Here is a 23437-nt window from a genome sequence, read left to right as displayed (position 1 = left end):
GTGGTGTATCACTCATAGTGCATCCTTGTGTTACAAACTGTTAACGAATGGTTTCGTTCACAGTTAAAAACCGTTAGTTTCAATACCTCTGCTGATATTAGGCAAAGTTAGGATTGATGGGTGACACAAGGAGTATATTGATGAAATTGACACTTAAAGGCTTGATAGGCACTTGCGCGATTGTGGCTAGTGGCGTGTCATTATCTGCCCAGGCAAAATCTGACTCGGCATTAAACTTTACCGAATCTGTTATTAATGCACCTTTTGAATTAACTCATCCAATTATTGCGGCAGATCTATTATCGCAGCCAGGAAAGGAGCTTATCGCTTTTGGTATTGATGACTTAAACCAACGCTGGATGGCAATCTATCTACTTCAGCAAGGCCAGTATCAATTGTCTCATAAGCAAGCGTTACCTCAAGAGTTACACAGTTTTGATATTACAGAACCCACAGATACAGAATTGCAAAAGTTGTACTTTTTATCACAAGACAAATTACAACTGTTGGTTAATCCCGCGAATACTCAAGAGTGGCAGATTGAAACTGTTGCTAAGATAAACTCATTATCTTTTAAAGATCGCCCGGATTTTATTAGTCGCGGTGAATTCATTCAAGATCTTAATGGCGACAAACGTGATGATATTTTGATTCATGACTTCTACCAAGTGCATCTGCTATTAGCGACAGACCAAGGTTTTCAACCTCAAGAGCTGCCGATAAAACCACAGTCTAGATTATTTGAAGATGGTGCTACTTACACCCAGTCTAAACTTTACATTAGCGACGTTAACCTTGATGGCTTGATGGACATTGTTAAGATTGGTGAGGGCGAGCTTGAAGTTTATAAACAGAATAAACCTGAACTTGCGTTAGCTAATATTGAGCAAGCTGAAGCAAATACTGATAAAGATAGTCATAAGGAGACGTTTACCTTTAACCCTATCGCCGAGTTTATCTCAGTGCGCCAGCCTATAAGCGGCATTGATTGGTGGAATAAGCGTGATGCTTATGGTGAGCAATTAGATCAAAGCAAGCTGGTGTATCGCAAGGTTGAGGAGCTTAAAGATCTCAATAATGATGGCATTACCGACATGGTGATCCGTTATACCAAAAGTTCCGGCGTTTTCGATAGAGTTAACGATTACGAAATTTACTTAGGTGAGAATCAACAAGGCAAATTGCATTTTCCTAAACAGGCGAGCAGCGTGGTTAGAGCGGAAGGGACGTTAACGGGTTTAGAGTTTGTTGATATCGATAACGACAATAAAGATGAAGTTTTAGTCGCAGGTTTTGATATTGGTGTGTCGCAAATTATCGGTGCTTTGCTATCTGGCAGCATTGATCAAGATGTACATCTATTTAAGATGGACGCTAACGGACGCTTTAGTGAAGACTCGAATGTTAGTAAAGAAGTTGAACTTAATTTTAGCCTGAGCTCGGGGCAAGCTGGCAGCCCAGTGGTAAAGCTTGCAGATCTTAATGGCGATGGTTTTAAAGACCTTATTTTGTCGGATGATGAGTCGAGTCTGAAAATTTATTTAGGCCAAGATGGTGACGATCTATTTAGCCGAGATGCACAAAAGCATGAGCTGCAGTTACCTATTGAAGGTGGCATGCTAAAGACTGAAGATCTCAATGGTGATGGACGTGAAGACTTACTGATTAAGTATGGCCGCCAAGATGATGATGATTTATCAAATCAATTTAGAGTATTGCTTGCTAGTTAGTTACTAGCCTTGATTGACGCCAATATGATGATTAATTGCTAATAGAAATGGAGCCTAAGGCTTCATTTTTTTATTGATTTATTTGGTCTATTAACACCAGAACGAGGACTTAGAGCGGTAAATCGGCTGTTATTAATTAAATACGATTTTGGGGTAGCAGAGGCGAAAACCACATTAAGCGTTATATTATTTTATTGAGTTAGCGCGTTAATTTTGATTTCGTTGCGGCGAAAGTCATGCTTCTTCGCCTCTGCTTAACAGGGTACAGCCTGTTATTTAGCGTTGACGCAATAACTGTTTTATACGTACTGCTAGCAGCTTAGTCTGCTGCATAATTGGCAGTGAACCTCTAGTCGATTTTTGCTCACTTTCATGCACTATTTGATAAACCTTTTTTGTCGATAGTCCGTAGTCTTTGGCTACGTCTGACAATAAGCGGCCTTTATTTTTAACTTCATTGATAACGTTAAGGTTTAAGTTGATAGCGTCCATGGGCATTCTCTTTTAAATTCTAATGATTAATACGGCTAAACATCAGTGGTTTGTACGTCTTTGAGCGTGGTGACGGAGATCCCTAGGCAAGGCTGTTGTGCTAGGCTTTGCCGTTATTCTCTGAGCATTGTTATTATTTATTTTTGTTGTCAGTGAGTACTCAATAATGAGTATGCTTAAGCTGTGCCAATACTGAATTTTATTTTAATTCATTACAATTCATATGGTTAAAATTTAATGCACAAGGCTAGGTCATCTGTTTTAGTTATTTTTGCACTTTACTGGTGCATTGCTGCATGATTTTGGTGCAATCCTGAAGGTTGGATAAAAAGCCGAGTTGTTCACTTTTAACCCACTTAATTGCCTAGCCATTGTCTAATCAATTCTGTTTTATATACTGCTAAAAATAATACATCTTATAAGCGGTCGTTTTTGCATAACAGCAAAAGCAGTTAGGAGTGGTAAAAATGAACATAAAACGCAGTTCAATTATTGTGGGTGGCTTAGTGGCTGCGATGATGGTCTCTGGTTGCCAAACAACTAATCCATACACTAATGAATCTCAAAATGGCAAAGCGACAAATGGCGCATTGATTGGAGCTATTGCGGGGGCTGCAATTGGCGTAGCGTCTTCCAGTAAAAGTGATCGCGGTAAAGGCGCATTGATTGGTGCTGCATCGGGTGCAGCGTTAGGTGGTGGTATTGGCTACTACATGGATGTGCAAGAAGCTGAGTTACGTAAGCAATTACAGTCATCAGGTGTGAGTGTTACTCGCAGCGGCGATAATATTATTCTTAATATGCCTAATGATGTCACTTTCGGAGTTGACCAAACAGATTTGAGCCAGCGCGCGCAGCAAGTGCTTAATAGTGTTGTGCTTGTAGCACTAGAATACGACGAAACTAAGCTAAATGTGATGGGGCATACAGATAGTTCTGGTGCGGAATCATATAACTTAAGATTATCGCAAGTGCGTGCGAGTGAAGTGGCAAATTACTTAACTCAGCATAAGGTGCCAGCAGTACGTGTTGCGTCTCATGGTATGGGGGAGTCAAAACCGATTGCAGACAATAAGACTAAACAAGGCCGTGCTGAAAACCGTCGAGTTGAGATTATCTTAAGCCCAATGCCAAAGGCATAAACTTAATTTTAGTCGATTAAGTTATTTGAACTAAGCCACCGTTAGGTGGCTTTTTTGATCATAGCTACAGATAGCAAAGCCTTTTAAATATTGATAGTCTGCTGGGACTTTTTGTCTGCTGTTAGCTTAAAGGCTGTGACGATACTCGCGTGGTTACATACTTAAGTTGTGCTAAACGGCTCAGGCATTGTGATTTGATATTAGATGTTTTCTCATTAGCTTAATGCAATGTGTTTGCACATAAATCACCGTTAAAAAAGACAAAATGAATGGAAAGAAATGATGAGAAAATGGATCTTAGTTTCACTGTTAAGCCTACCTTTTGCTGTTAATGCTAATCCTATTGAATTACGAGCTGCGGGCAGTTTAAAAAATGCCATGAAGGACATTGTGATGGCGTACCAGCAAACAGATGATCAAAAGGTTGCTACTGATTTCGGTCCATCAGGGCTGCTGAGAAAGCGCATTGAAAATGGCGAACAGGTGGATCTATTTGCTTCTGCAAATATGAAGCACCCACAGACATTGGAAGCGGCCGGTAAAGGTGGCAATGTGGTAATGTTTGCCCGTAACCAGATGTGTGCATTGGCTCAGCCCAACGTTAACATTAATAGCGAAGGCTTATTAGCTGTCATACTTGATCCGAAAGTTCGAGTGGGCACTTCAACACCTAAAGCCGATCCATCAGGTGACTACGCGTGGAAAATTTTTGCTAAAGCGGACGATGTAAAAGCAGGGGCAAAGACCAAGCTTGAACAAAAAGCACTGCAGCTTACCGGTGGTGAGAACAGCGCGAAGGCACCTAAAGGCCGTAATACTTATGGTTGGGTAATGGAAAATAAGCGCGCGGATGTGTTTTTAACTTATTGTACGAATGCAGTATTGGCGCAAAAAGAAGTGAATGATTTACAAATCGTGCAGATGCCAGCACCACTAGCTGTTGGTGCAAATTATGGTTTGATTGTGCTTGATGATGCACAAAAGGATACTTGGAAATTAGCGATGTTTATCCTGTCTGAGCCCGGACAAACGATTCTTGCTGACTACGGTTTCGATGCGCCGTTAAAGCAGTAATAGCCATTAAGCTTAAACCCAAAAGGCCGCAATTGCGGCCTTTTTGTTAAGTCGGCTCTAACTCATCAAGAATAGCGTTGCCAAACCCAGGAAGGCAAAGAGGCCAATAACGTCAGTTACTGTGGTTAACACCATACCGCCGGCTAGAGCCGGATCAATGTTCATTCGTTTCAACATTAACGGAATAGTCGCTCCAGCAAGGCCCGCTACCGTCATATTGATAAGCATAGCGCCCGCTATTAAGCCACCTAAGGCTATATCACCTTTCCAGACCCACACAGCCGCAAAAACCAAAATAGACCACAGCAAGCCATTCAGGAAGCCAATGGCAAGCTCTTTACCAATTAACCAACGTGAGTTACTTTGACCAATTTGTCCTAAGGCAATACCACGAATAACCAAAGCTAAGGTTTGGTTACCAGCAACACCGCCCATACTCGGGACGATAGTCATTAAAATCGCAATCGTTGCGAACTGTTCAATCGTGCCTTCAAACATGTTGCTGACTGACGCTGCCAGCAGCGCGGCAAACAAATTAACAGTTAGCCAGAGTGAGCGACGGAAAGTACTCTTAAGCACGGGGCCAAAGGTATCTGTATCGTCATCCATACCTGCCATACCCATCATTGAGTGTTCGGCATCTTCACGAATAACATCGACTACATCATCAATGGTGATACGACCCAGTAGCTTGTCGTTCTCATCGATAACGGGGGCTGACATCCAGTCATGTCGTTCAAAAAGTTGTGCGACTTCGCTGTCTGACATACCGACAGGGATCGCTTCGAGATCTGACATCATGATTTCACGCACAGATGCATTCGGGTCGCAGGTCAGAAGATCGGCAATTCTTACACCACCTAAAACACGATCATGTTTATCGACCACATAAAGCATGTCTGTGGCATCAGGCAGTTCACCGCGAATTCTTAAGTAACGCAAAATTACGTCAATGTTGACGTCGGGTCTTAAGGTGACGGTGTCGGTATTCATTAAGCTACCGGCTGTATCATCAGGGTAAGATAGCGCTTGTTCGACACGAACCCTGTCTTGCTTACTCATCGATTGCAGTACTTGCTTAAAGACGCTGTCTGGCAAGCTACGTAGGATGTAAGCCAAGTCATCGGTGTCCATATTCTCGGCCGCTTTAGCAACGCGTTCAGGACTCATCTGAGTGATCAGACTATCTTTAAGCTCTTCACCAAGCTCATCGAGGATTTCACCGGTATGCTCTTGATCAATTAATTGCCACAGTACTTGGCGTGTTCGTGGCGGGGACGATTCGAGAATAAAAGCGATGTCTGATGCTGCCATGTCTTGCAACATATTCCGCACATGGACAAACATACCGCTGCCCAAGGCTTTTGTTAGCTGATTGAGGCGTTGATCTGTTGTTTCATTGTCTAAGACTTCAATCGGCATGATTCCCTCACAGGGTCTTTAAAAAGGCGCTTATGTTAACTTAAGTGCTGGTGGAACGGGTGATAATTAAGACGGTCGAGCCAATATCGGTAGTTAACTATCTTCGTCAAACTTGGCATCGATGAGCTGACAAACAGCATCGAGTGCTGTTTGAGCATCTGGGCCCGTTGCCAGTAGTTGAACGGTTTTCCCCATACCCGTCTCTAACATCAATAAGCCTAGTACACTGGTAGCAGAAGCTTGTTTTTCGCCTTGAATGATAGTTATTTTGGCATCGAATTCCGACGCCAAAACTACCAACTTAGTGGCCGCTCTTGCATGAAGTCCCAATTTATTACATAGGGTGATTTCACGCTCAATGGTCGGCATTTTTTAACTCGCGGTGACGGGCTTGTACCTTGTGTTTGCCATGTTTGAAGTGTGCAGCAAGACGCTCAGTAATATACACAGAGCGATGTTGTCCACCAGTGCAGCCAATAGCAATCGTTAAATAGCTACGGTTGTTACGCTCAAGGTCAGGTAGACAGTTTTCAAGTAGATCTTCTATCTGCTTGATAAACTCATTAACTCGTGGACGCTCGTTCAAGAAGTCTTGAACGGGTTTATCGAGTCCAGTCATTGGACGTAAATCAGGCTCCCAATGAGGGTTTGGTAAAAAGCGTACATCAAACATAAAGTCTGCTTCGGTCGGCATACCATGCTTGAAACCAAATGATTCAAAATTGATCATCAACTGTTTATCAACATTGCCTATTAATATTTCACGCACTTGATCGTTTAGATCGTAAATATTAAGACTTGAAGTATCAATGTAGTGATCAACGATATTGGCCAAAGGCTCAAGTAAACGCGCTTCTAATGCAATCGCTTCTTTCAAAGATACATTGTCGTGAGAGAGCGGGTGAAGGCGTCGTGTTTCATTGTAGCGCTTGAGCAGTACTTCATCGCTAGAGTTTAAGAAAAAGCTCAGTAACTGTATGCCTTTAGGCAAAAAGGTAAGATGTTTGACGAGTTCGTCTTTGCTTTCTGGCAAGTTACGGATGTCGACACTGATAGCAACAAACTTAGTATTACCTGATAGTTCGTTAAGTAGTGTGCCCATCATAGGCAATGGGAGATTGTCGACACAGTAGTAGCCGAGATCTTCGAGCATTCTTAGTAAAACAGATTTGCCTGAACCTGAACGACCAGAGACTAAAACAAGCTTCATCGTATGGGTACCTGATTGAAAATTAACTAAATGTTTGAATATGGTAATAATCTTGTATCTATGGATATAGATTAACTTTTTTAAGCTTTAAAGCAAGAAATTAAGCAGATGATGAAGAAGAATAATATAACTGTAATAATTACTTAGGCCTTTAAATTACTGCTGCAAGCTTACGCTATGCGACGAATTTAAAGACCCCAGTAAGATATTATTGGGTAATGACTTGATATAGTTCTGATTCGTTACTGGTTTTTCTCAACTGTTTTAACACTGCTTTGTCATTAAGCTTTTCTGCCATTGAAGACAAAGTTGCTAAATGCTGTTCACACTGCTCAGATGGCACCAATAGGGCAAATAGAATATCAACGGGCTTTTTATCGATTGAGTCAAATGCAATTGGATCTTCGCATTTGACTAAGACCGCCACAGGTCGCTCGATATTAGCCAGCCTTCCGTGAGGGATCGCTATACCGTTACCTATACCCGTGCTACCCATTTTCTCTCTCGCCAATAGACTTTCAAAGATCTCTTGTGAAGACAGGGTAGGGTACTGGACAGCGGCAATATCACTGATTAACTCCAGTACCTTTTTCTTACTGCCCGGAGTGGCGCAGGTAGTGCACTCCGGCTGCAGGATGGTACTTAGTTCCATCGTTAGTGTTTAGTTAGCTTCTCTTTGTGTTTAAGAACCTGACGATCTAGCTTATCTATCAGGGAGTCTATTGCAGCATACATATCTGCATGCTCCGAAGTGGCAAATACTTCCCCTTTTTTCAGGTGGATTTTTGCTTCGGCAATCTGCTGCATTTTTTGTACATTCAAAATAACGTGCACATTATTGATCTGATCGAAATGTCGTTCAAGCTTTGTGAATTTTTCTTGCACGTAGCCGCGCAAAGATTCAGTAATTTCGATGTGATGTCCTGTCAGGTTGATTTGCATATATCGATCCTCCAAGTGCCTAATTTGAGTTATAAACTCTTACGTTGGTTTGAGGGGGGGATCAGCATCGCTTCTCGATATTTTGCGATCGTACGTCTAGCAACTTTAATCCCTTGTTCTGCCAAAAGTTGAGCCATTTTGCTGTCGCTTAATGGTTTCTTTTGGTTTTCAGCTGCGACTAACTTCTTAATAAACGCTCTAATTGCTGTCGATGAACATTCTCCGCCATCGTCAGTACCGACGTGGCTAGAGAAGAAATATTTCAGTTCAAAGATACCTCGTGGGGTATGCATATATTTCTGTGTGGTTACTCGTGAAATGGTTGATTCATGCATTTCAACCGCTTCCGCGATATCATTTAACACCATGGGTTTCATGGCTTCTTCGCCGTATTCGAAAAATCCTTGCTGGAACTTAACGATACAGTTAGTCACTTTTAATAAAGTGTCGTTACGGCTTTCAAGGCTTTTGATAAACCACTTTGCTTCTTGCAGATGTCCTCGAATAAACTGTCCGTCTGCCTGATTAGTCGTACTACGCGCCATCGAGGCATAATGTTGGTTTACGTTAATTTTAGGCATGTAATCAGGGTTTAGCTCAACAACCCAGCGACCTTTTTTCTTGCTAACCGAGACATCAGGAATAACATATTCGTCTTTACTGCGCGCAATCGCCAGCCCAGGCCTTGGGTTTAGGGTTTGGATCAGTGTAATTGCTTCGCGAAGATCATCTTCTTTAAGCTTTGTTTTGCGCATTAATTGCCTGAAATCTCTACCAGCAATTAAGTCTAAATAGTCTTTGATAAGTAATTTTGCGTTGTCGATATGCGGGGTATCTGCCGCATATTGCGCTAATTGGATCAGCAAACACTCACTCAGATTACGCGCTGCAACTCCAATAGGATCAAAGTGTTGTACTCGTTTTAATACGGCTTCAACTTCATCTAGTTCAGTTTCAGGGTCGCCCATCGCCTCTAAGATATCTTCACAGCTTTGGGTTAAGTAGCCGCGCTCATCAATAGCGTCGATAATAGCAGTGGCGATTGCAAGATCGTTATCAGAAAACGGTGTGAGGTTTTTTTGCCATTCAAGGTGTTCGTACAAGCCTTCGCTGGTTTCACCTTGAAAGGGCATATCATCTTCGCGACTAACGCCTGAGCTGGAGTTAGACGATACGGTGTAGACTTCGTCCCATGTTGTATCCATTGGCAGGTCATCTGGCATGGAATCTTGGGTTAATGCATCAGAGGTTTCAACCGTAGCGCTGTCGCGCTCTAGGCTATTAGAATCGTTTGAAGATGGGTCGTCACTATTATCCATGTCGCCATCTGATTGCTCTTCGTCTAACTCGAGTAGTGGGTTAGATTCTAATGCTTGTTGGATCTCTTGTTGCAGCTCTAAAGAAGATAGTTGCAATAGGCGAATAGCCTGTTGCAATTGAGGAGTCATGGTGAGCTGTTGACCCATTTTGAGCTGGAGTGACGCTTTCATCGTACCGCTATTCCCTACACTGTAGTTAAACGTTAAAGCTCGCTGATTGGCGAAGAAAGCTTAAAAACTCAATACATTGATTTTATTTGGAATTGTATTCCGTATTAAGTTTTTAACTTCCAAATGGTGAATTAACTATAGCCTGAATTGTTCACCTAAGTACACTGCTCGAACTTGCTGGTTGTCTAAGATTTCAGCAGGTGTACCTTCGGCAATAAGATTTCCGTGACTCACGATATACGCATGCTCACAAACATCGAGTGTTTCACGCACATTGTGGTCGGTAATTAGTACGCCTAAACCGCGGTTTTTGAGCTGTTCAATAATCTTTTTAATATCAATTACAGAAATAGGGTCAACACCGGCAAAAGGTTCATCTAATAGGATGAATTTGGGGTTGGCTGCTAATGCTCTGGCAATTTCAACACGGCGTCGTTCACCGCCTGATAGTGCCATACCTTGGCTATCGCGAATGTGAGTAATATGGAACTCTTCTAACAGATGTTCGAGTTGTTCTTCACGTTGTTCATTATTGATGTCACTGCGGGTTTGTAGCACCGCCATAATGTTGTCACGTACAGACAGTTTTCTGAAAATACTCGCTTCTTGCGGTAAGTAGCCAATACCTTTACGAGCACGTAAGTGCATTGGGTCTAAAGTAAGATCGTCATCGTCGATAAAAATCTTACCTTTATCGCTTTGAACCAGACCAACAACCATATAGAAAGTGGTTGTTTTACCCGCACCATTTGGTCCAAGTAAGCCAACAATTTGGCCCGTTTTTACGGTTAAGCTAACATCCTGCACAACAGCACGGCTCTTATAGCTTTTAGCTAGATTGGCTGCTTTTAAGGTGATTTGGCTCATTATTGTTCCTGCTGTTGTACTGGTGCTTCAGGCTTTTCTTCCTGATAGGTTTCAGGCTGAATAATGGTGATAACTCTGTCATCTCCTTGGCCAGTACTTTCTGCGATTAGTTGCTGCTTACTGATATTATACTTGATGCGGTTACCTGTAACTTGGCTGCCGTCTTGCTCTAGTGTTGCCTCACCCACTAAAGTCAGTGTGCGTGTGGCTAATTCATAACGGATTTCTTTGGCGCTAGCTGTTGCAGGACGGCCATCATCCATAGTTTGGGTATAAGTTGCTGGCGCGCCTGTAGCGACTAATGTTTTACCGCTTTTATCTTCTTTCGAGAATACACGTAGCTCGTCGGCTTTCATCTTAATAGAGCCTTGTGTAACTTCTACTGGGCCGAAGAAAATAACTTGGTTATTTTTTATATCAGCTTCTTGGCTCGCCGCGGCGATTTTTACTTCTTGCTGCAGATCATCGACCTTAGCAATAGTGTTAAAACTTAACAGACAAAATAGGCCTGCAAGGATAGATTGATTGTATTTCATAATGTCCTTCATACTCGGCTATAGCGTATTGCTGATGCAGCCCAAGTGTTGTTCAATATTGGCGTATTACTTAGCTTCGTAGATCCCTTCTACTTGGCTAACAAGTTTTACGCTCTGGGCATTCAAGTCGGCATATAGCCCCATTCCTTGAATAACAAATTCGTTGCCAGTGACGTGGATCATATCGTCAGAGGTCATGATCATAGTATTGAGATCAAGCTCTAGATAATCAGTTGTTAACGTCTGGATAGGCTCTTCTGGACTAATAGAGTCGATAATAACATTGTTTTCTAAAGTTACCTTACCAGTCACTTTATTTAGGCTACCTTGAGTACCTTTGAGCTGCCATTGAGCTTGGCCATCATCAGGATAAATAAGATAAACAGGTTCGGTAAAATAAGTCATGCTGACACTATCGAAATGCTCCATATGCTTGGCGGTTACTTCGCTATTGATCAGTCCTAATTCGTTGTATTCGATACTACGAAGATCATCAATAATGTAGTCAGGACGTTGACTGACATCAATATCTAGCTGTTGCTCGCTTTTTTTAGACTGCACTTGCCAGTAAAGCAGTAGTGCTGTGCCAAAAAACAAGATAATCGCTAGGGTAACGCGGTTCATATACTCATCCCGTGGGCCGATTCAAACTTGTCTTGGCTTAAGAGTAGTAAGTCTGTGAGTTCACGTAATGCGCCATGTCCGCCTTTAATTTGAGTGGTCATTTTGGCATGTTGCTTTACATACGGATGGCCGTCTGCAACACATACAGATAAACCTACTTGTTGCATTACAGGAAGATCTACCATGTCGTCGCCAATGTAAGCCACTTCTTCAGGGCTTACGTTATAAAGCGATAGTAATTCATGATAAGGGCTTAACTTATCATCCACGCCTTGATATATGTGTGTTACGCCAAGAGCGGTAAATCTATCTTCAACAATTTGTGATTTACGGCCAGTGATGATGGCAACTTGAATGCCGCTGGACAGCACAGATCGCACGCCATAGCCGTCACGAGTGTGAAAGGTTTTAAGCTCTTCGCCACTGTTGCTCATATAGACTAAGCCATCAGAAAACACACCATCAACATCACAGATGAGTAGTTTGATTTTGCTTGCCGCAAGCCAGATATCATCGCTGACAGGACCATAAAAACCTTGTTTTGCCATCTTTAGATAACTCCTGCTTTAACCATATCTAGCATGTTTAATGCGCCGACAGGTTGTTGTTTTTCGTTGATCACAACAAGGCCATTGATGCTTTTAGTATCCATCACTTTCAGTGCTTCTGCGGCCAATACATTGTCAGTAATTGTTACGCAGCCTTTTGTCATCACATCTGCAATGGACGTGGTTCTTAAGTTGACATCAGCATCGATAACACGGCGTAAATCGCCATCGGTAAATATACCCACTAAGGTATTGTTGTTATCGACAACAGCAGTCATACCTAAGCCTTTTTTAGATATTTCGTATAGAGCATCTGTAATACAGATATCATCTCTAACGCTTGGTAGCTCGTCACCTTTGTGCATTACGTCGCTAACCTTTAACAGCAGTTTACGACCTAAGCTTCCACCCGGATGAGATAGCGCAAAATCATCTTGGGTAAAGCCGCGAGCTTGCAACAATGCCACTGCTAGAGCGTCACCCATCACTAGCGTTGCTGTTGTGCTAGATGTTGGCGCAAGTCCAAGGGGGCAAGCCTCTTCTGGTACTTCAATACAAAGGTGTAATTGTGCCAATTTTGCCATATTCGAATCTGGCTTGCCGGTTACCGAAATCATCGGTAATCCCATACGCTTAATAACAGGCATTAGGGTTAGGATTTCACTCGATTCGCCCGAATTAGATATTGCGAGAACGATATCGTTTTCACTTAATACGCCTAAATCACCGTGGCTAGCTTCACCAGGGTGAACGAAAAATGCAGGCGTACCTGTACTCGCAAGAGTGGCTGAAATCTTATTACCAATATGGCCTGATTTACCCATGCCCATCACGATAACTTTGCCTGTGCATTGCAATATTAATTGGCAAGCTTGGGCAAATTCAGAAGAGTCTACGTACTGATAAAGGTTATCAAGAGCTTGTTTCTCGATATCGATAACCTTAGTACCCCATTGGCGTAGTTGATTTTCATCTACCATTTCTTAGTCTCTCTTTAAATTTCAGCTTAACGTACCGCACCCATGGCTAAGATAGGAAAAGTAATGCTTGGTATGCGATAAACGTTATAAGTAATACTACGCCGTGCCAAGGCTTTAATTGTCTAGCACGGCCAGATAATAAGATCAGTATTGCCAGCGCACTACTTGTGGCTAGCACCATGTAAAAATCTCGAGTACTCGCAGCGGCGTCTACTGCCCCAGGGGCGATTATGCCAGGTATAGCAAGTACAGCTAAAATATTGAATAAGTTTGAACCAACTATGTTACCTATAGCAAGGTCGTCTTCTTTTTTTAAGACTCCGGCAACACAGGCTGCAAGTTCGGGGAGACTGGTTCCCACAGCGATAATGGTTAAACCAATCACTAAGTCTGATAGGTGATAAGCTTTAGCGATACCCACTGCGCCTTGCACCATCCAGTCTGCCGATAATGGCAACAATACCATGCCAACAACTAGCCATAAAATTGCTTTTGCCGTTGGCACATCTGCTGGTATTTCGCTTTCAGCTTCCTCAGCAAGAGCGTCACGGTTTTTACTGTGTAGGCCATGCCAAATAAGGTAACCCATTAAGCCAATAAATAGCACCAATAAGCTAATACCTTCAATACGCGTTAAGAAACCATCGTAAAGGAAGTAACCTACAATTAAGGTGGCAATTAGCATCATTGGGATTTCACGTTTCAGCGTTTGCGAGCTCACTGAAATAGCACCAAGTAATGCAGTAATACCCAAAATCAAGGTAATGTTGGCGATGTTAGAGCCAAGGACATTTCCAATCGCAGTGTCAGTCATGCCTTCAAGTGATGCGGTTGCAGCAACAAACATTTCAGGGGCAGAGCTGCCCATAGCGACAATCGTCAAACCAATTAACATTGGCGGCAACCCTAGGTTGCGAGCAAAAGCAGCTGCGCCAAAAACAAACTTATCAGCACTCCAGACTAGGGCGCCTAAGCCTGCGATCAGCATGAAAATATTAAATAACATCGATTCTTAGTATTTGTGGGTATAACGGCGTATTTTCGCTGGAATTGAACAAAAATGAAAGTATTGCGGTGAGATAGTCGTGATTTGGTTGTACCTGTTAGGCCAATTACGTACAATTTCTCCCTTTCCGGTACGGAAAATGGAAGTTTCGATTACTAGTAGCAGGGTGCTTGTATGACTCAAAACCAAAAAACATTGGTTGAAATCCATAACATGGCTTTTAGCCGCGGCAAGCATGTCATCTACGAAGATGTCAGTCTGTCGATACCTCAGGGTAAAGTGACGGCGATTATGGGGCCCAGTGGTATCGGAAAAACTACGCTGTTGAAGTTAATTGGTGGCCAATTGACGCCCGATAGCGGCTCAGTGCTATTTGATGGCGTTGATGTGCATAAGTGTAATCGCAGTGAGCTTTATGCCTTACGTAAACGTATGAGTATGTTGTTTCAAAGTGGTGCGCTTTTTACCGATATGAACGTATTCGATAATGTCGCTTTTGCACTAAGAGAGCACTCTGGATTGCCCGAAGAAATTATTGGTAAAATTGTGTTGATGAAGCTTGAGGCTGTTGGCTTAAGGGGCGCAGCACAATTGATGCCAACTGAGTTGTCTGGCGGTATGCAGCGCAGAGCCGCGCTAGCACGAGCGATTGCATTAGAACCTGAAATGATTCTTTATGATGAGCCGTTTACTGGTCAGGACCCTATTTCTATGGGGGTGCTAGTTAAGCTTATTCGTGAGCTTTCTGATGCATTAAACCTCACATCAGTCGTAGTATCTCATGATGTAACAGAGGTGCTTGGAATTGCGGACTATGTTTATGTACTGGCTGATAAACGTATTATTGCTCATGGCACCCCAAAAGATCTGCGCCTAGCGGATAACCCGCAGTTAAAACAGTTTATCGGCGGAGAGCCTGACGGCCCCGTGCCGTTTCATTACCCTGCAGACGATTATAAAAAGGAATTACTTCGTGAGCTTGATTGATCAGGTTGCTCGACTTGGCAGCGCGGCTATTGATTTAGTCACGGGTCTCGGTAAAGCGGGTTTAATGTTATGGGGCGCTATCGCCCATCGTCCACGCATACGTAAAGGCACCCCGCTGTTAATAAAGCAGCTTTATGTCGTCGGCGTACAGTCGATGGTGATTATCTTAGTCTCAGGCTTGTTTATCGGCATGGTACTGGCCCTCCAAGGCTATAATATTTTAGTCGGCTTTGGCACAGAAGAAAGCTTGGGGCCTATGGTTGCACTTAGCTTACTGCGCGAACTGGGCCCAGTAGTGACGGCACTATTATTTGCTGGACGCGCAGGGTCTGCGTTGACGGCAGAGCTTGGATTGATGAAAAGTACCGAGCAGCTTTCTAGTCTTGAAATGATGGCTATTGATCCGTTGAGACAAATTATTGCGCCACGTTTTTGGGCTGGCGTTATTAGTTTGCCCTTATTGGCGTTAATGTTCACGGCGGTGGGGATTTACGGCGGACACCTCGTGGGTGTTGAATGGAAAGGTATTGATAGCGGTAGTTTTTGGTCTATTTTGCAAGCTTCTGTTGAGTGGCGCCAAGATATCGTTAATTGCATGATTAAGAGTTTCTTATTCGCCATAGTGGTAACTTGGATTGCTCTTTATCGTGGTTATCATGTGACCCCAAATCCAGAAGGGATTAGCCGAGCAACAACGCAGACTGTGGTGCAGTCGAGCTTAGCTGTTTTGGCGCTGGATTTCTTACTGACAGCAATGATGTTTGGTCAGTAATTGTAATAATGCCGCAAACAAGAATTGCGGGTTAATTATTGTTTAGATTTATTGAATAGAGTGGTAAATGAGTTATGTTGACAAGGAAAATTGAGATTCTAGTCGGTCTATTTTTATTGTCCGGATTGGCAGCCTTTTTAGTGTTAGTGTTTAACGTTGCCAATGTAGAGGTCAAGTCAGGTGATAGCAGTTATACGCTATATGCTAAATTTAGTAATATTGGTGGCCTTAAAGTTCGCTCGCCTGTAAAAGTGGGCGGTGTAGTTGTTGGTCGCGTTAGTGCAATTAATTTAGACCCTGAAAAACTAGTGCCAGTCGTCACCATAGCGATGGATAAGCGTTACCACTACTTTCCTGAAACCAGTACTTTGTCTATTTTGACGTCGGGCTTGTTAGGGGAGCAGTTTTTAGGTTTAACGCCAGGCTTTATGGACGATGATATCGAAATCTTAGCTGATGGCGACAGTATTCATGATACTCATTCAGCTTTGGTATTAGAGGAGTTGATAGGGCAGTTCTTGTATAGCATGGGTTCAAAGGATTAACCTTTTAGAACAAGTAGTTGGAGTATAGAGATATGTTTAAAGGTTTTTATCGTAGTGCCGTTTTGGCAATCATGGCGTTTGTCAGCATAGGTGTGCAAGCTGCTGATACTGCTTCGAGTGCGGAAATCGACCAGACCAATCCGTTTACACTTGTTGAGCAAGTCGCGAACCAAACATTTGCTCGTTTTCATCAAGATGAAAAGTTGATTGCAACTGACCCTGATCATTTAAAAGTGATTGTGACGGAAGAGCTGATGCCTTATGTCGACTATAAATATGCATCTTATAAAGTATTAGGCCAATACTTACGTGATACAACCAAAGATCAGCGTAAGCGGTTCGTTGAAGCATTTAAAGGTTACTTGATCTCTACCTATGCTCAAGCCTTTACTGAATACACAGATCAAACTGTTGAATATGCCAAACCTGAAAATTTTGCTGGCGAAAAGTTTGTCAACGTAAATGTGCAGATTGTTGAGCAAGGACGGCCAGCGATTAAATTGCAGTTTAAGGCACGTCGTCTAAAAGACGGCACTTGGAAAGCGTTTGACTTAATTGCAGAAGGCGTTAGCTTGTTATCTTCCAAGCAGTCTGAAATTACTAACCTTGTGCGTCAACAAGGTATTGAGTCTGTGATTAACATGCTTAATGAACGCACACAAAAACACATTGATCTGCAAGCGAAAGAGAAGCAGAGCTAGTGATCGAATTTAATCAACAAGGGATTAATTGTGCTGTGTTAGGTCGTCTAGACCAACAAGCAGTGCGCAGTCTATGGAATGGCCGAAGCAGTATTTTGCATCCTGAAACTCAGCTATTACAGTTGTCGGGGATTGAATATTGTGACAGTGCTGGTGTGGCATTTTTGCTTGAATTAGTCAGCATGTTTGCCGCCAAGGGCGTTAGCCTTAAGTTAGTCTCACCTTCAGAGCAGCTTAAGAAATTTATAATATTATATGATTTAAATGACTTCTTCGTTGAAGAAGCTAAGTAAGGTGAATAGTTCCATGGAATGTAAAGAAATTGAAACCATCCTTTTAGAAGCTCTTTCTTTAGAGGAAGTTAAAGTAACTCAAGAAGGAACTCACTATAAAATTATTGCTGTAGGTGACTGTTTTGACGGTATGGGACGCGTTAAGCAACAACAGACCATCTATGGCCCATTAATGGCTCACATTACCAGTGGCGAGCTACACGCTATTACGATTAATGCATTTACGCCTACACAATGGAAGCGTGAAAAAGTCTTTAATATGTAATCGCGGATTTAGAGAGTTAAAGTGGATAAATTAAAAATTGAAGCAAGTGGTGCACTTGCTGGAAACGTGGTTATCTCTGGCGCTAAGAATGCTGCTTTGCCTATATTAATGGCAGGTGTGCTAGCCGAGACTGACTTCAATGTTTCGAACGTACCAAACCTAAGAGATGTAAACACTAGCTGTGAGCTGCTGCGTTGCCTAGGTGCAGAAGTTACTCGTTCAGGCACAGATAGAGTGTGTATCTCAACAACCAATCTTAATGAGTTTTGTGCGCCGTATGAGTTAGTTAAAACTATGCGTGCCTCGATCCTTATTTTAGGTCCGTTATTGGCTCGTTACGGTAAGGCTGATGTGTCTTTACCAGGCGGTTGTGCTATCGGTGCGCGTCCAGTGAACTTGCATTTGCAAGGTCTTGAACAAATGGGCGCTAAGATTGAAGTTAAAGAAGGTTACATTAAAGCGCGAGTTGACGGCCGTTTGAAAGGCGCGCATATCTTTATGGATATGATTAGCGTAGGTGCAACTGAAAACTTGCTGATGGCTGCAGCGCTTGCGGATGGCGAAACCGTTATTGAAAACGCCGCTCGTGAACCTGAAGTGGTTGATTTAGCAAACTGCTTAATTGCAATGGGCGCTAAAATTGAAGGTGCCGGTACTGATACCGTGCGCATTCAAGGTGTTGAATCACTTCAAGGCTGTGATTATCAAGTTATGCCAGATCGCATTGAGACCGGTAGTTTCTTGGTTGCAGCTGCAGTGACTCGCGGTAAAATTCGCTGTACTAAAGCCGATCCAAAATCGCTTGAAGCGGTATTGGCGAAACTTGAAGATGCGGGTGCAAACATCACGACTGGTGATGATTGGATTGAGCTTGATATGCAAGGCAACCGCCCTAAAGCCGTTAATATCAAGACGGTAGCATACCCAGGTTTTCCAACAGATATGCAGGCACAGTTCTGCGTGCTAAATGCGTTGGCAGAAGGGACTGCGACCATTACAGAAACGATTTTTGAAAATCGTTTTATGCATGTACCAGAGTTAAGCCGTATGGGCGCAACTATGGAGCTTGAAGGTAATACTTGTATTATTCACGGTATTGAAAAGCTAAATGGCGCACAGGTGATGGCAACTGATCTTCGCGCTTCAGCGAGCCTTGTGATTGCAGGTCTTGTAGCTGATGGTACAACTACTGTTGACCGCATTTATCACTTAGACCGTGGTTACGAACACATTGAAGACAAGTTTAAAGGTTTGGGTGGACACGTAGTACGTGTGAAGTCTTAATCTTTAAGTTAGTCGTAAAGAGCCATTTAAGTTAACACTTAAGTGGCTTTTTTGTTTTATGAGCTAGCGCAACTTCTTCTCTGGTGTAATTAGAAGTAGATCAAGTCATACACAATAGGTAAATGTTAACGTTTACCCATGCCTGTTTTTGTTACATTTAATATTTATCTTTTTTATGGCCTAGTGTTTTTCTCTATGGGCTGTGCAGTGCTGTTTCGAAATTTCCGTTATAGTCAGTTAAAGATAGCTCCCACCTTATGGGCACTGGCTATTTTTGGTTTTTCCCACGCCTTCCATGAATGGTCTGAGTTATACGTACTGATTTTTACTGAGCATATCTCCGCTGAATATAAGCTACTGACGCAATGGTTGTGCCTAGTGAAATTATTCTTGTCTTACGCGGCATTGATGGTTTTTGCTTGGCAAATTCTGACAATAAACCATAAGCGGATTGCTTATATCGGGCACAGTCTAATTATTGCTTTGGTGTTCGTTTATTTTTATTTAATTATTCCTGATCTGCATCACTTAGCTATTAACCGCAGTGGTTTTGTTGAAGCTAGTCAGTACACGCGCATTTTGATCGGATTTGGTAGCGCACTTTTAGCCGGATTAGGCATGCTTATCTATGGCGTTAACCTCAGACAAGAGCAGCATAGTTATGGAAATTACTTTGCACTTTGTGGTGTAGGCTTAGTGCTCTATGGTGGGCTTTCAGGCCTTGTGCCTACTGAATACCACTACAGTGTACCCATTTATCGTACTCTGGCTGGTGCATTGATCTTAATAGCATTATTTAAAGCGCTCAAAATCTTTGATTTAGAAAAAGAACAAGCAACTGCTGCCAAGCTGAAGCGGGCTATTGAGGCTGATAAATATAAAGCGATAGGCCAGCTTGCGATGGGCGTTGCCCACGAGATCAACAACCCTTTAGCATCCTCGATGCTGGCGCTTGATTTATTAGAGCGTAAGCATGCCAATTTATGTGATTCGCAAAGCAATTATTTAGCACGGATACGCTTAGGCATAGAACGTGCTTCCTCCATTAGTAAGGAGCTACTTAGCTATGCAAGACCCGCGACGGGTAAGCGAAGCTTTGTTGCAGTTAAAGACATACTTAGCTCTGCCGTAAAGCTATTGTCGCATCGTACTAAGCTGCACCAAATTGAACTCAACTGCAGCGACAGTATCGTTTTATATGCAGAAAAAATTAAGCTAGAAGAACTGTTTATTAACTTGCTGTGTAATGCTATTGATGCCTGCGAACCAAGCGATAAGATTAGAGTTAACGCGCAGCAAGACGAAAAAATGGTACGTATAACGGTAGTTGATTCAGGCTCAGGTATGACAAGCACACAACTAGAACGTGCCACAGAATTGTTTTATTCAACCAAGGCTGTAGGGCAAGGTACGGGTCTAGGCTTAGCGATTTGCGAGCAAATAGTCGCTTTGCATAATGGCAAGATGCATATTGCAAGCAGTGAAGGGCAGGGTACCTGCATTACGCTGACATTTTATCGAGGGTACGACTAATGATACGGGTATTATTGGCTGAAGATGATGTAGAGCTCAGTATGAACATAGTCGAAATACTTGAGCTAGAAGGTTTTGATGTCACTGCGGTTAGTAGTGCAGAACAGGCTATTGAGGCTAGTGGACGTGAGCACTTCGATATTGCTTTACTCGACTTACTGATGTCGGGAATGACTGGTGTTGAGGCCATTTCTAACCTAAGGCAGAATCAACCTTTCCTTGCTGTAGTCATTATAACGGCTTATGCCACTGTGGATACAGCGGTAGATGCAATGAAAAAAGGTGCTGACAGTGTAATGACCAAGCCATTTAAAGGCGATGAGTTAATTGTGACTGTTAAACGTAGCTTGGCCGAAAAGCAGTTGTTAAAGAGCCGAGCAGATCTAGATCCTGACCTAGTCTATAGTGCTTTGGCTAATCCGTATCGACGTAAAGCGCTGAGGATTCTAGCTGGCCACAAATCGCTTAAGTTTATGGATCTATGCCGTTTAGTTGAAATTGATGATCACACTAAGTTTAATTTTCATATTCGGCAGTTAAAGAAAGCAGGTCTTGTTATGCAAAATGAGAACAAGCTCTACATTTTGACAAATACTGGTCAATTCGTATTAACAAATCACAATCTTTCTGGTGATTAAATATTCTATAAAAACATGGGTTTAAAGTTTTTTTGATAACTAAAGTTCACAACTTAGTGAGCGCTGTGAATTCTAGTCATCTATCCCTTAGGTAGTAAGTTGCTGATACTTGTTTCATGCCCAAAGAGGCATATCAGTCGCCATTCCCTGCAATGTTGGCGATATGAAAAGCAATGTTGAGGATGAACTTATGAACGCAAAAATTCCATGTAAAAAGCTTCTTCTTGCCAGCATGATAACCATGCTGGTTGCGTGCGGAAGCGACAATGATAACGATGATAATGGAGGTATTACCCCACCTCCAGCCAATACTCCTCCTGTCGCAGCAGATACTGCCCGAGTAGCAGACAGTAATCAGGTGATAATAATTAATCCTATGCTACATGCTAGCGATGAAGATGAAGGCGACGGACTTCGACTTGTAGCAGCAACATCTGAGCAAGGTTCGGTTCTGCTACTAAGTGAGAATCGAATTGAATTTGATCCCGATGGCTTTGTCGGCAGCGCTGAGATTAACTATACAGTGAGTGACGGTATTGACGAAGCAAGCGCAAAAATTACAGTTACAACATCAGAAGCAATCTACGCTGGAACTCAAGCTTGTTTACAATGCCATAATGATGAGACGAGCAGTATAGGTGGTGCACCAAGCCACCAGTTTCATGGGCATAACTTTAAAATTAGTAAGGTTGGTAACGATGAAACGCCTAGCTTTCCCTATAGCAGCGTAGACGGTGCTATAGCACTAATTGATAGCGACGGTAACCCAACAGATAACGCTTTAGGTGCACCGCAAAGCTATGCTGATGTGTCATACACTTCTGGTGGGTTTGCATGGAAATATCGCTGGTTAGATAAAGACGGCTATATCGTTACGGGTAAGCAAGCGCAGCACAATATTAACGCCATTATGGAAGGGCGTGATGACCAACATATGAGCAATTACAATGCGGGTTCTGTGAACAAGCCTTATAACTGTGGTAATTGTCATAACACAGGCTGGAAGCCGACAAGTGAAGATTTCCACCCGCAGCATCAAGATGATCTTCCAGGTATAGAGGGTACATTTATCGCTGCAGGCGTTCAATGTGAGGCTTGTCATGGTGCGGGGCTAGCGCATGTGAAGTCACCAAGTAACACTAATATTGTTAAGAAGGCAACGCCGCGTCTAACTGCATCTTTACAGAGCGAAACCATGGGATACGGTGAAGCTATGCATTGTGCAGAATGTCATACACGAGATGGTGACCGTAATGTGCGTAATGATTATGTCAGTAGCTTTAATAAGGCTTACCCAGATGGGCCTGAATATGGAGCGCGTGTTGCTGTAAGAAGTGGTTTACCGCGTCATCATCAAAGCCATGATGAATTTATAGGAGTCGATCCAGACTCTGGCGAGATTATGGGTAAACACTATCTTGCTGGCATGACTTGCTCTAATTGTCATGATAGCCACAAGTCAGCTGTTTATATGGATCAGCCTGAACATGTTGGGGCATTCAAAAAACAATGTACTACTTGTCACGCGGATAAAGTTAACTTAAACGCTGGCCATGGGTCTGGTGACGACGGTTTCTATGCTAAAGAGTGTGTTGATTGTCATATGCCTGATGTTGTAAAAAATGCGACTTCAGCGACCAACGAACACGGCAATAAGGTCGGGGATATCCGCATTCATACTTTTGCGATTGATCTCTACAATGAAAAAGGCCAGTTCCAAGACTCTGAGGCTAAAGATACCTTTATGTATCCTTACCTGACTGATGAATTTGCATGTGGAGAGTGCCACAGTAAAGGCGAGAAATTGTTTATCTTAAAAGACAGATACAACGGAAAAATGCATAAATAAGAATAGAATTATCATTATTTAGTCCCTCCCGACAAGCCACGCTAAGCATATTTAGCGTGGCTTTTTTTGTGGGCGAAGCACTGAAAACTCATAGCGAAAGTGAATAAATTTTAATTATAAATAGATGAGTGATTGCCTACAGTTTGTTAGGTTTAGGCTTAAGTTTAAACCTTGGTTTTATGGAAAGTAGAAAAGGAAAGCATTATGCCATTATGGATAAGAGGGGTTATTTTAGTCGCCTTGATTAGCGCTGCGATAGGGTGTTATGCGGCAGGAATAGTACAAGGGGCGACGGGATTAGTTGTGATAGGCGTAATATTTGAGTTGGCATTTTGGGTCGGCCTGTTCAAGCAAGATCGCAGGTGTTAGGTAAGGCTAAGACGGTGAAGCGGGTAACAGAGGCCGTCGTTTTAGCAAGAAAGTCGAATGAAATGGAAAAGGCAAAACAACTGATACTGTTTCGCCTTTTCGCGTTTTATGTTGTGCTAGAACCTAGAACCTAGAACC

The 23437-nt window shown here is 42.6% G+C and carries 27 protein-coding genes; 14 read left to right on the top strand and 13 right to left on the bottom strand.

Translation table 11 applies throughout. The features are described 5' to 3' along the window. Positions 1-140 precede the first annotated feature (140 nt). On the top strand, positions 141-1730 hold the full coding sequence (locus tag AB4298_RS13600) for an FG-GAP repeat domain-containing protein (RefSeq protein WP_371987123.1): 1590 nt from the start codon (positions 141-143) through the stop codon (positions 1728-1730). Positions 1731-2006: 276 nt separating this feature from the next. Here the strand turns inward: AB4298_RS13600 and AB4298_RS13595 are convergent, their stop codons facing one another. Beyond that, entirely contained in the window at positions 2007-2222 is a 216-nt protein-coding gene (locus AB4298_RS13595) for a transposase (RefSeq protein ID WP_248999139.1), read from the bottom strand. Between the two features lie 467 nt (positions 2223-2689). Between AB4298_RS13595 and AB4298_RS13590 the strand changes: the two genes are divergently transcribed. Continuing rightward, a complete protein-coding gene (locus AB4298_RS13590) occupies positions 2690-3364 on the top strand; it encodes a YiaD family glycine zipper/OmpA-like lipoprotein (RefSeq protein ID WP_248999140.1) in 675 nt (224 codons plus the stop codon). 279 nt (positions 3365-3643) lie between these two features. Beyond that, positions 3644-4438 carry a molybdate ABC transporter substrate-binding protein gene (locus AB4298_RS13585; protein WP_371987121.1) on the top strand — a complete coding sequence of 265 codons (795 nt, stop codon included), beginning with the start codon at positions 3644-3646 and terminating at the stop codon, positions 4436-4438. A 57-nt stretch (positions 4439-4495) separates the two neighbouring features. Here AB4298_RS13585 and mgtE read toward each other — a convergent pair whose 3' ends face one another. From mgtE to AB4298_RS13525, 12 genes are all read right to left on the bottom strand, one after another. Beyond that, entirely contained in the window at positions 4496-5860 is a 1365-nt protein-coding gene (gene mgtE / locus AB4298_RS13580; protein ID WP_248999142.1) for a magnesium transporter, read from the bottom strand. A gap of 93 nt (positions 5861-5953) precedes the next feature. After that, positions 5954-6229: an HPr family phosphocarrier protein gene (locus tag AB4298_RS13575; RefSeq protein WP_371987120.1), complete on the bottom strand. Its 276-nt coding sequence runs from the start codon at positions 6227-6229 to the stop codon at positions 5954-5956. Continuing rightward, entirely contained in the window at positions 6216-7070 is an 855-nt protein-coding gene (gene rapZ, locus AB4298_RS13570; RefSeq protein ID WP_371987119.1) for an RNase adapter RapZ, read from the bottom strand. The genes AB4298_RS13575 and rapZ overlap by 14 nt, the downstream gene beginning before the upstream one ends. 208 nt (positions 7071-7278) lie before the next feature. Next, positions 7279-7722 carry a PTS IIA-like nitrogen regulatory protein PtsN gene (gene ptsN / locus AB4298_RS13565; protein ID WP_371987118.1) on the bottom strand — a complete coding sequence of 148 codons (444 nt, stop codon included), beginning with the start codon at positions 7720-7722 and terminating at the stop codon, positions 7279-7281. A 2-nt stretch (positions 7723-7724) separates the two neighbouring features. After that, the gene (gene hpf / locus AB4298_RS13560; protein WP_248999146.1) at positions 7725-8012 is read right to left on the bottom strand and encodes a ribosome hibernation promoting factor; all 288 of its coding nucleotides are present in this window, start codon (positions 8010-8012) and stop codon (positions 7725-7727) included. A gap of 29 nt (positions 8013-8041) precedes the next feature. Beyond that, positions 8042-9502 carry an RNA polymerase factor sigma-54 gene (locus tag AB4298_RS13555; protein ID WP_371987117.1) on the bottom strand — a complete coding sequence of 487 codons (1461 nt, stop codon included), beginning with the start codon at positions 9500-9502 and terminating at the stop codon, positions 8042-8044. A 135-nt stretch (positions 9503-9637) separates the two neighbouring features. Beyond that, positions 9638-10369, bottom strand: coding sequence for an LPS export ABC transporter ATP-binding protein (lptB, locus tag AB4298_RS13550; protein ID WP_248999148.1), 732 nt, complete (start codon positions 10367-10369; stop codon positions 9638-9640). Beyond that, on the bottom strand, positions 10369-10905 hold the full coding sequence (lptA, locus tag AB4298_RS13545; protein WP_248999149.1) for a lipopolysaccharide transport periplasmic protein LptA: 537 nt from the start codon (positions 10903-10905) through the stop codon (positions 10369-10371). The genes lptB and lptA overlap by 1 nt, the downstream gene beginning before the upstream one ends. Positions 10906-10971: 66 nt before the next feature. Next, on the bottom strand, positions 10972-11529 hold the full coding sequence (gene lptC, locus AB4298_RS13540; protein ID WP_248999150.1) for an LPS export ABC transporter periplasmic protein LptC: 558 nt from the start codon (positions 11527-11529) through the stop codon (positions 10972-10974). Then, the gene (gene kdsC / locus AB4298_RS13535; protein ID WP_371987115.1) at positions 11526-12077 is read right to left on the bottom strand and encodes a 3-deoxy-manno-octulosonate-8-phosphatase KdsC; all 552 of its coding nucleotides are present in this window, start codon (positions 12075-12077) and stop codon (positions 11526-11528) included. The genes lptC and kdsC overlap by 4 nt, the downstream gene beginning before the upstream one ends. Before the next feature lie 2 nt (positions 12078-12079). Beyond that, positions 12080-13057 (bottom strand): KpsF/GutQ family sugar-phosphate isomerase, encoded by a 978-nt coding sequence (locus AB4298_RS13530; protein ID WP_248999152.1) that lies wholly within the window; start codon positions 13055-13057, stop codon positions 12080-12082. 46 nt (positions 13058-13103) lie between these two features. After that, complete coding sequence (locus AB4298_RS13525; protein WP_248999153.1) at positions 13104-14063, bottom strand: calcium/sodium antiporter; 960 nt, start codon at positions 14061-14063, stop codon at positions 13104-13106. A gap of 174 nt (positions 14064-14237) precedes the next feature. Between AB4298_RS13525 and mlaF the strand changes: the two genes are divergently transcribed. The 11 genes from mlaF (at position 14238) to AB4298_RS13470 (ending at position 23299) form a co-directional block, all read left to right on the top strand. Continuing rightward, complete coding sequence (gene mlaF, locus AB4298_RS13520) at positions 14238-15050, top strand: phospholipid ABC transporter ATP-binding protein MlaF (RefSeq protein ID WP_248999154.1); 813 nt, start codon at positions 14238-14240, stop codon at positions 15048-15050. Next, positions 15037-15822, top strand: a complete 786-nt coding sequence (gene mlaE / locus AB4298_RS13515) for a lipid asymmetry maintenance ABC transporter permease subunit MlaE (protein ID WP_248999155.1) — start codon at positions 15037-15039, stop codon at positions 15820-15822. The genes mlaF and mlaE overlap by 14 nt, the downstream gene beginning before the upstream one ends. A 74-nt stretch (positions 15823-15896) precedes the next feature. Further along, the gene (gene mlaD, locus AB4298_RS13510) at positions 15897-16367 is read left to right on the top strand and encodes an outer membrane lipid asymmetry maintenance protein MlaD (protein WP_248999156.1); all 471 of its coding nucleotides are present in this window, start codon (positions 15897-15899) and stop codon (positions 16365-16367) included. A gap of 32 nt (positions 16368-16399) precedes the next feature. Beyond that, positions 16400-17068, top strand: coding sequence for an MlaC/ttg2D family ABC transporter substrate-binding protein (locus tag AB4298_RS13505; protein ID WP_371987114.1), 669 nt, complete (start codon positions 16400-16402; stop codon positions 17066-17068). After that, the gene (locus AB4298_RS13500; protein WP_248999157.1) at positions 17068-17361 is read left to right on the top strand and encodes an STAS domain-containing protein; all 294 of its coding nucleotides are present in this window, start codon (positions 17068-17070) and stop codon (positions 17359-17361) included. The genes AB4298_RS13505 and AB4298_RS13500 overlap by 1 nt, the downstream gene beginning before the upstream one ends. A 13-nt stretch (positions 17362-17374) precedes the next feature. Beyond that, a complete protein-coding gene (locus AB4298_RS13495) occupies positions 17375-17626 on the top strand; it encodes a BolA family protein (protein WP_220779009.1) in 252 nt (83 codons plus the stop codon). Positions 17627-17647: 21 nt separating this feature from the next. Continuing rightward, positions 17648-18910 carry a UDP-N-acetylglucosamine 1-carboxyvinyltransferase gene (gene murA / locus AB4298_RS13490; RefSeq protein ID WP_371987112.1) on the top strand — a complete coding sequence of 421 codons (1263 nt, stop codon included), beginning with the start codon at positions 17648-17650 and terminating at the stop codon, positions 18908-18910. A gap of 138 nt (positions 18911-19048) precedes the next feature. Then, positions 19049-20443: a sensor histidine kinase gene (locus AB4298_RS13485; protein WP_371987111.1), complete on the top strand. Its 1395-nt coding sequence runs from the start codon at positions 19049-19051 to the stop codon at positions 20441-20443. Further along, positions 20443-21081 (top strand): response regulator, encoded by a 639-nt coding sequence (locus tag AB4298_RS13480; protein WP_248999160.1) that lies wholly within the window; start codon positions 20443-20445, stop codon positions 21079-21081. Before AB4298_RS13485 ends, AB4298_RS13480 begins: the two co-directional genes overlap by 1 nt. Positions 21082-21271: 190 nt before the next feature. Continuing rightward, on the top strand, positions 21272-22930 hold the full coding sequence (locus tag AB4298_RS13475) for an Ig-like domain-containing protein (protein ID WP_371987109.1): 1659 nt from the start codon (positions 21272-21274) through the stop codon (positions 22928-22930). A 204-nt stretch (positions 22931-23134) separates the two neighbouring features. Then, positions 23135-23299: a hypothetical protein gene (locus AB4298_RS13470; RefSeq protein WP_248999162.1), complete on the top strand. Its 165-nt coding sequence runs from the start codon at positions 23135-23137 to the stop codon at positions 23297-23299. The last annotated feature ends 138 nt before the right edge of the window (positions 23300-23437 follow it).

The organism is Shewanella sp. 10N.261.52.F9, assembly GCF_041471165.1.
Taxonomy (GTDB): domain Bacteria; phylum Pseudomonadota; class Gammaproteobacteria; order Enterobacterales; family Shewanellaceae; genus Shewanella; species Shewanella marinintestina.
Note: the sequence above shows the minus strand (reverse complement) of the source record. Positions and strands in the feature narration are given on the sequence as shown.

Bases quoted from the DNA above. Each gene is read 5' to 3' on its own strand.
- mgtE (WP_248999142.1), bottom strand. From the start codon at position 5,860: ATGCCGATTGAAGTCTTAGACAATGAAACAACAGATCAACGCCTCAAT.
- AB4298_RS13530 (WP_248999152.1), bottom strand. From the start codon at position 13,057: ATGGTAGATGAAAATCAACTACGCCAATGGGGTACTAAGGTTATCGAT.
- kdsC (WP_371987115.1), bottom strand. From the start codon at position 12,077: ATGGCAAAACAAGGTTTTTATGGTCCTGTCAGCGATGATATCTGGCTT.
- ptsN (WP_371987118.1), bottom strand. From the start codon at position 7,722: ATGGAACTAAGTACCATCCTGCAGCCGGAGTGCACTACCTGCGCCACT.
- AB4298_RS13595 (WP_248999139.1), bottom strand. From the start codon at position 2,222: ATGGACGCTATCAACTTAAACCTTAACGTTATCAATGAAGTTAAAAAT.
- AB4298_RS13475 (WP_371987109.1), top strand. From the start codon at position 21,272: ATGAACGCAAAAATTCCATGTAAAAAGCTTCTTCTTGCCAGCATGATA.
- AB4298_RS13470 (WP_248999162.1), top strand. From the start codon at position 23,135: ATGCCATTATGGATAAGAGGGGTTATTTTAGTCGCCTTGATTAGCGCT.
- hpf (WP_248999146.1), bottom strand. From the start codon at position 8,012: ATGCAAATCAACCTGACAGGACATCACATCGAAATTACTGAATCTTTG.
- lptC (WP_248999150.1), bottom strand. From the start codon at position 11,529: ATGAACCGCGTTACCCTAGCGATTATCTTGTTTTTTGGCACAGCACTA.
- rapZ (WP_371987119.1), bottom strand. From the start codon at position 7,070: ATGAAGCTTGTTTTAGTCTCTGGTCGTTCAGGTTCAGGCAAATCTGTT.
- AB4298_RS13575 (WP_371987120.1), bottom strand. From the start codon at position 6,229: ATGCCGACCATTGAGCGTGAAATCACCCTATGTAATAAATTGGGACTT.
- mlaD (WP_248999156.1), top strand. From the start codon at position 15,897: ATGTTGACAAGGAAAATTGAGATTCTAGTCGGTCTATTTTTATTGTCC.
- lptB (WP_248999148.1), bottom strand. From the start codon at position 10,369: ATGAGCCAAATCACCTTAAAAGCAGCCAATCTAGCTAAAAGCTATAAG.
- lptA (WP_248999149.1), bottom strand. From the start codon at position 10,905: ATGAAATACAATCAATCTATCCTTGCAGGCCTATTTTGTCTGTTAAGT.
- AB4298_RS13480 (WP_248999160.1), top strand. From the start codon at position 20,443: ATGATACGGGTATTATTGGCTGAAGATGATGTAGAGCTCAGTATGAAC.
- AB4298_RS13590 (WP_248999140.1), top strand. From the start codon at position 2,690: ATGAACATAAAACGCAGTTCAATTATTGTGGGTGGCTTAGTGGCTGCG.
- mlaF (WP_248999154.1), top strand. From the start codon at position 14,238: ATGACTCAAAACCAAAAAACATTGGTTGAAATCCATAACATGGCTTTT.
- AB4298_RS13585 (WP_371987121.1), top strand. From the start codon at position 3,644: ATGATGAGAAAATGGATCTTAGTTTCACTGTTAAGCCTACCTTTTGCT.
- AB4298_RS13505 (WP_371987114.1), top strand. From the start codon at position 16,400: ATGTTTAAAGGTTTTTATCGTAGTGCCGTTTTGGCAATCATGGCGTTT.
- AB4298_RS13525 (WP_248999153.1), bottom strand. From the start codon at position 14,063: ATGTTATTTAATATTTTCATGCTGATCGCAGGCTTAGGCGCCCTAGTC.
- AB4298_RS13495 (WP_220779009.1), top strand. From the start codon at position 17,375: ATGGAATGTAAAGAAATTGAAACCATCCTTTTAGAAGCTCTTTCTTTA.
- AB4298_RS13600 (WP_371987123.1), top strand. From the start codon at position 141: ATGAAATTGACACTTAAAGGCTTGATAGGCACTTGCGCGATTGTGGCT.
- AB4298_RS13555 (WP_371987117.1), bottom strand. From the start codon at position 9,502: ATGAAAGCGTCACTCCAGCTCAAAATGGGTCAACAGCTCACCATGACT.
- AB4298_RS13485 (WP_371987111.1), top strand. From the start codon at position 19,049: ATGCCTGTTTTTGTTACATTTAATATTTATCTTTTTTATGGCCTAGTG.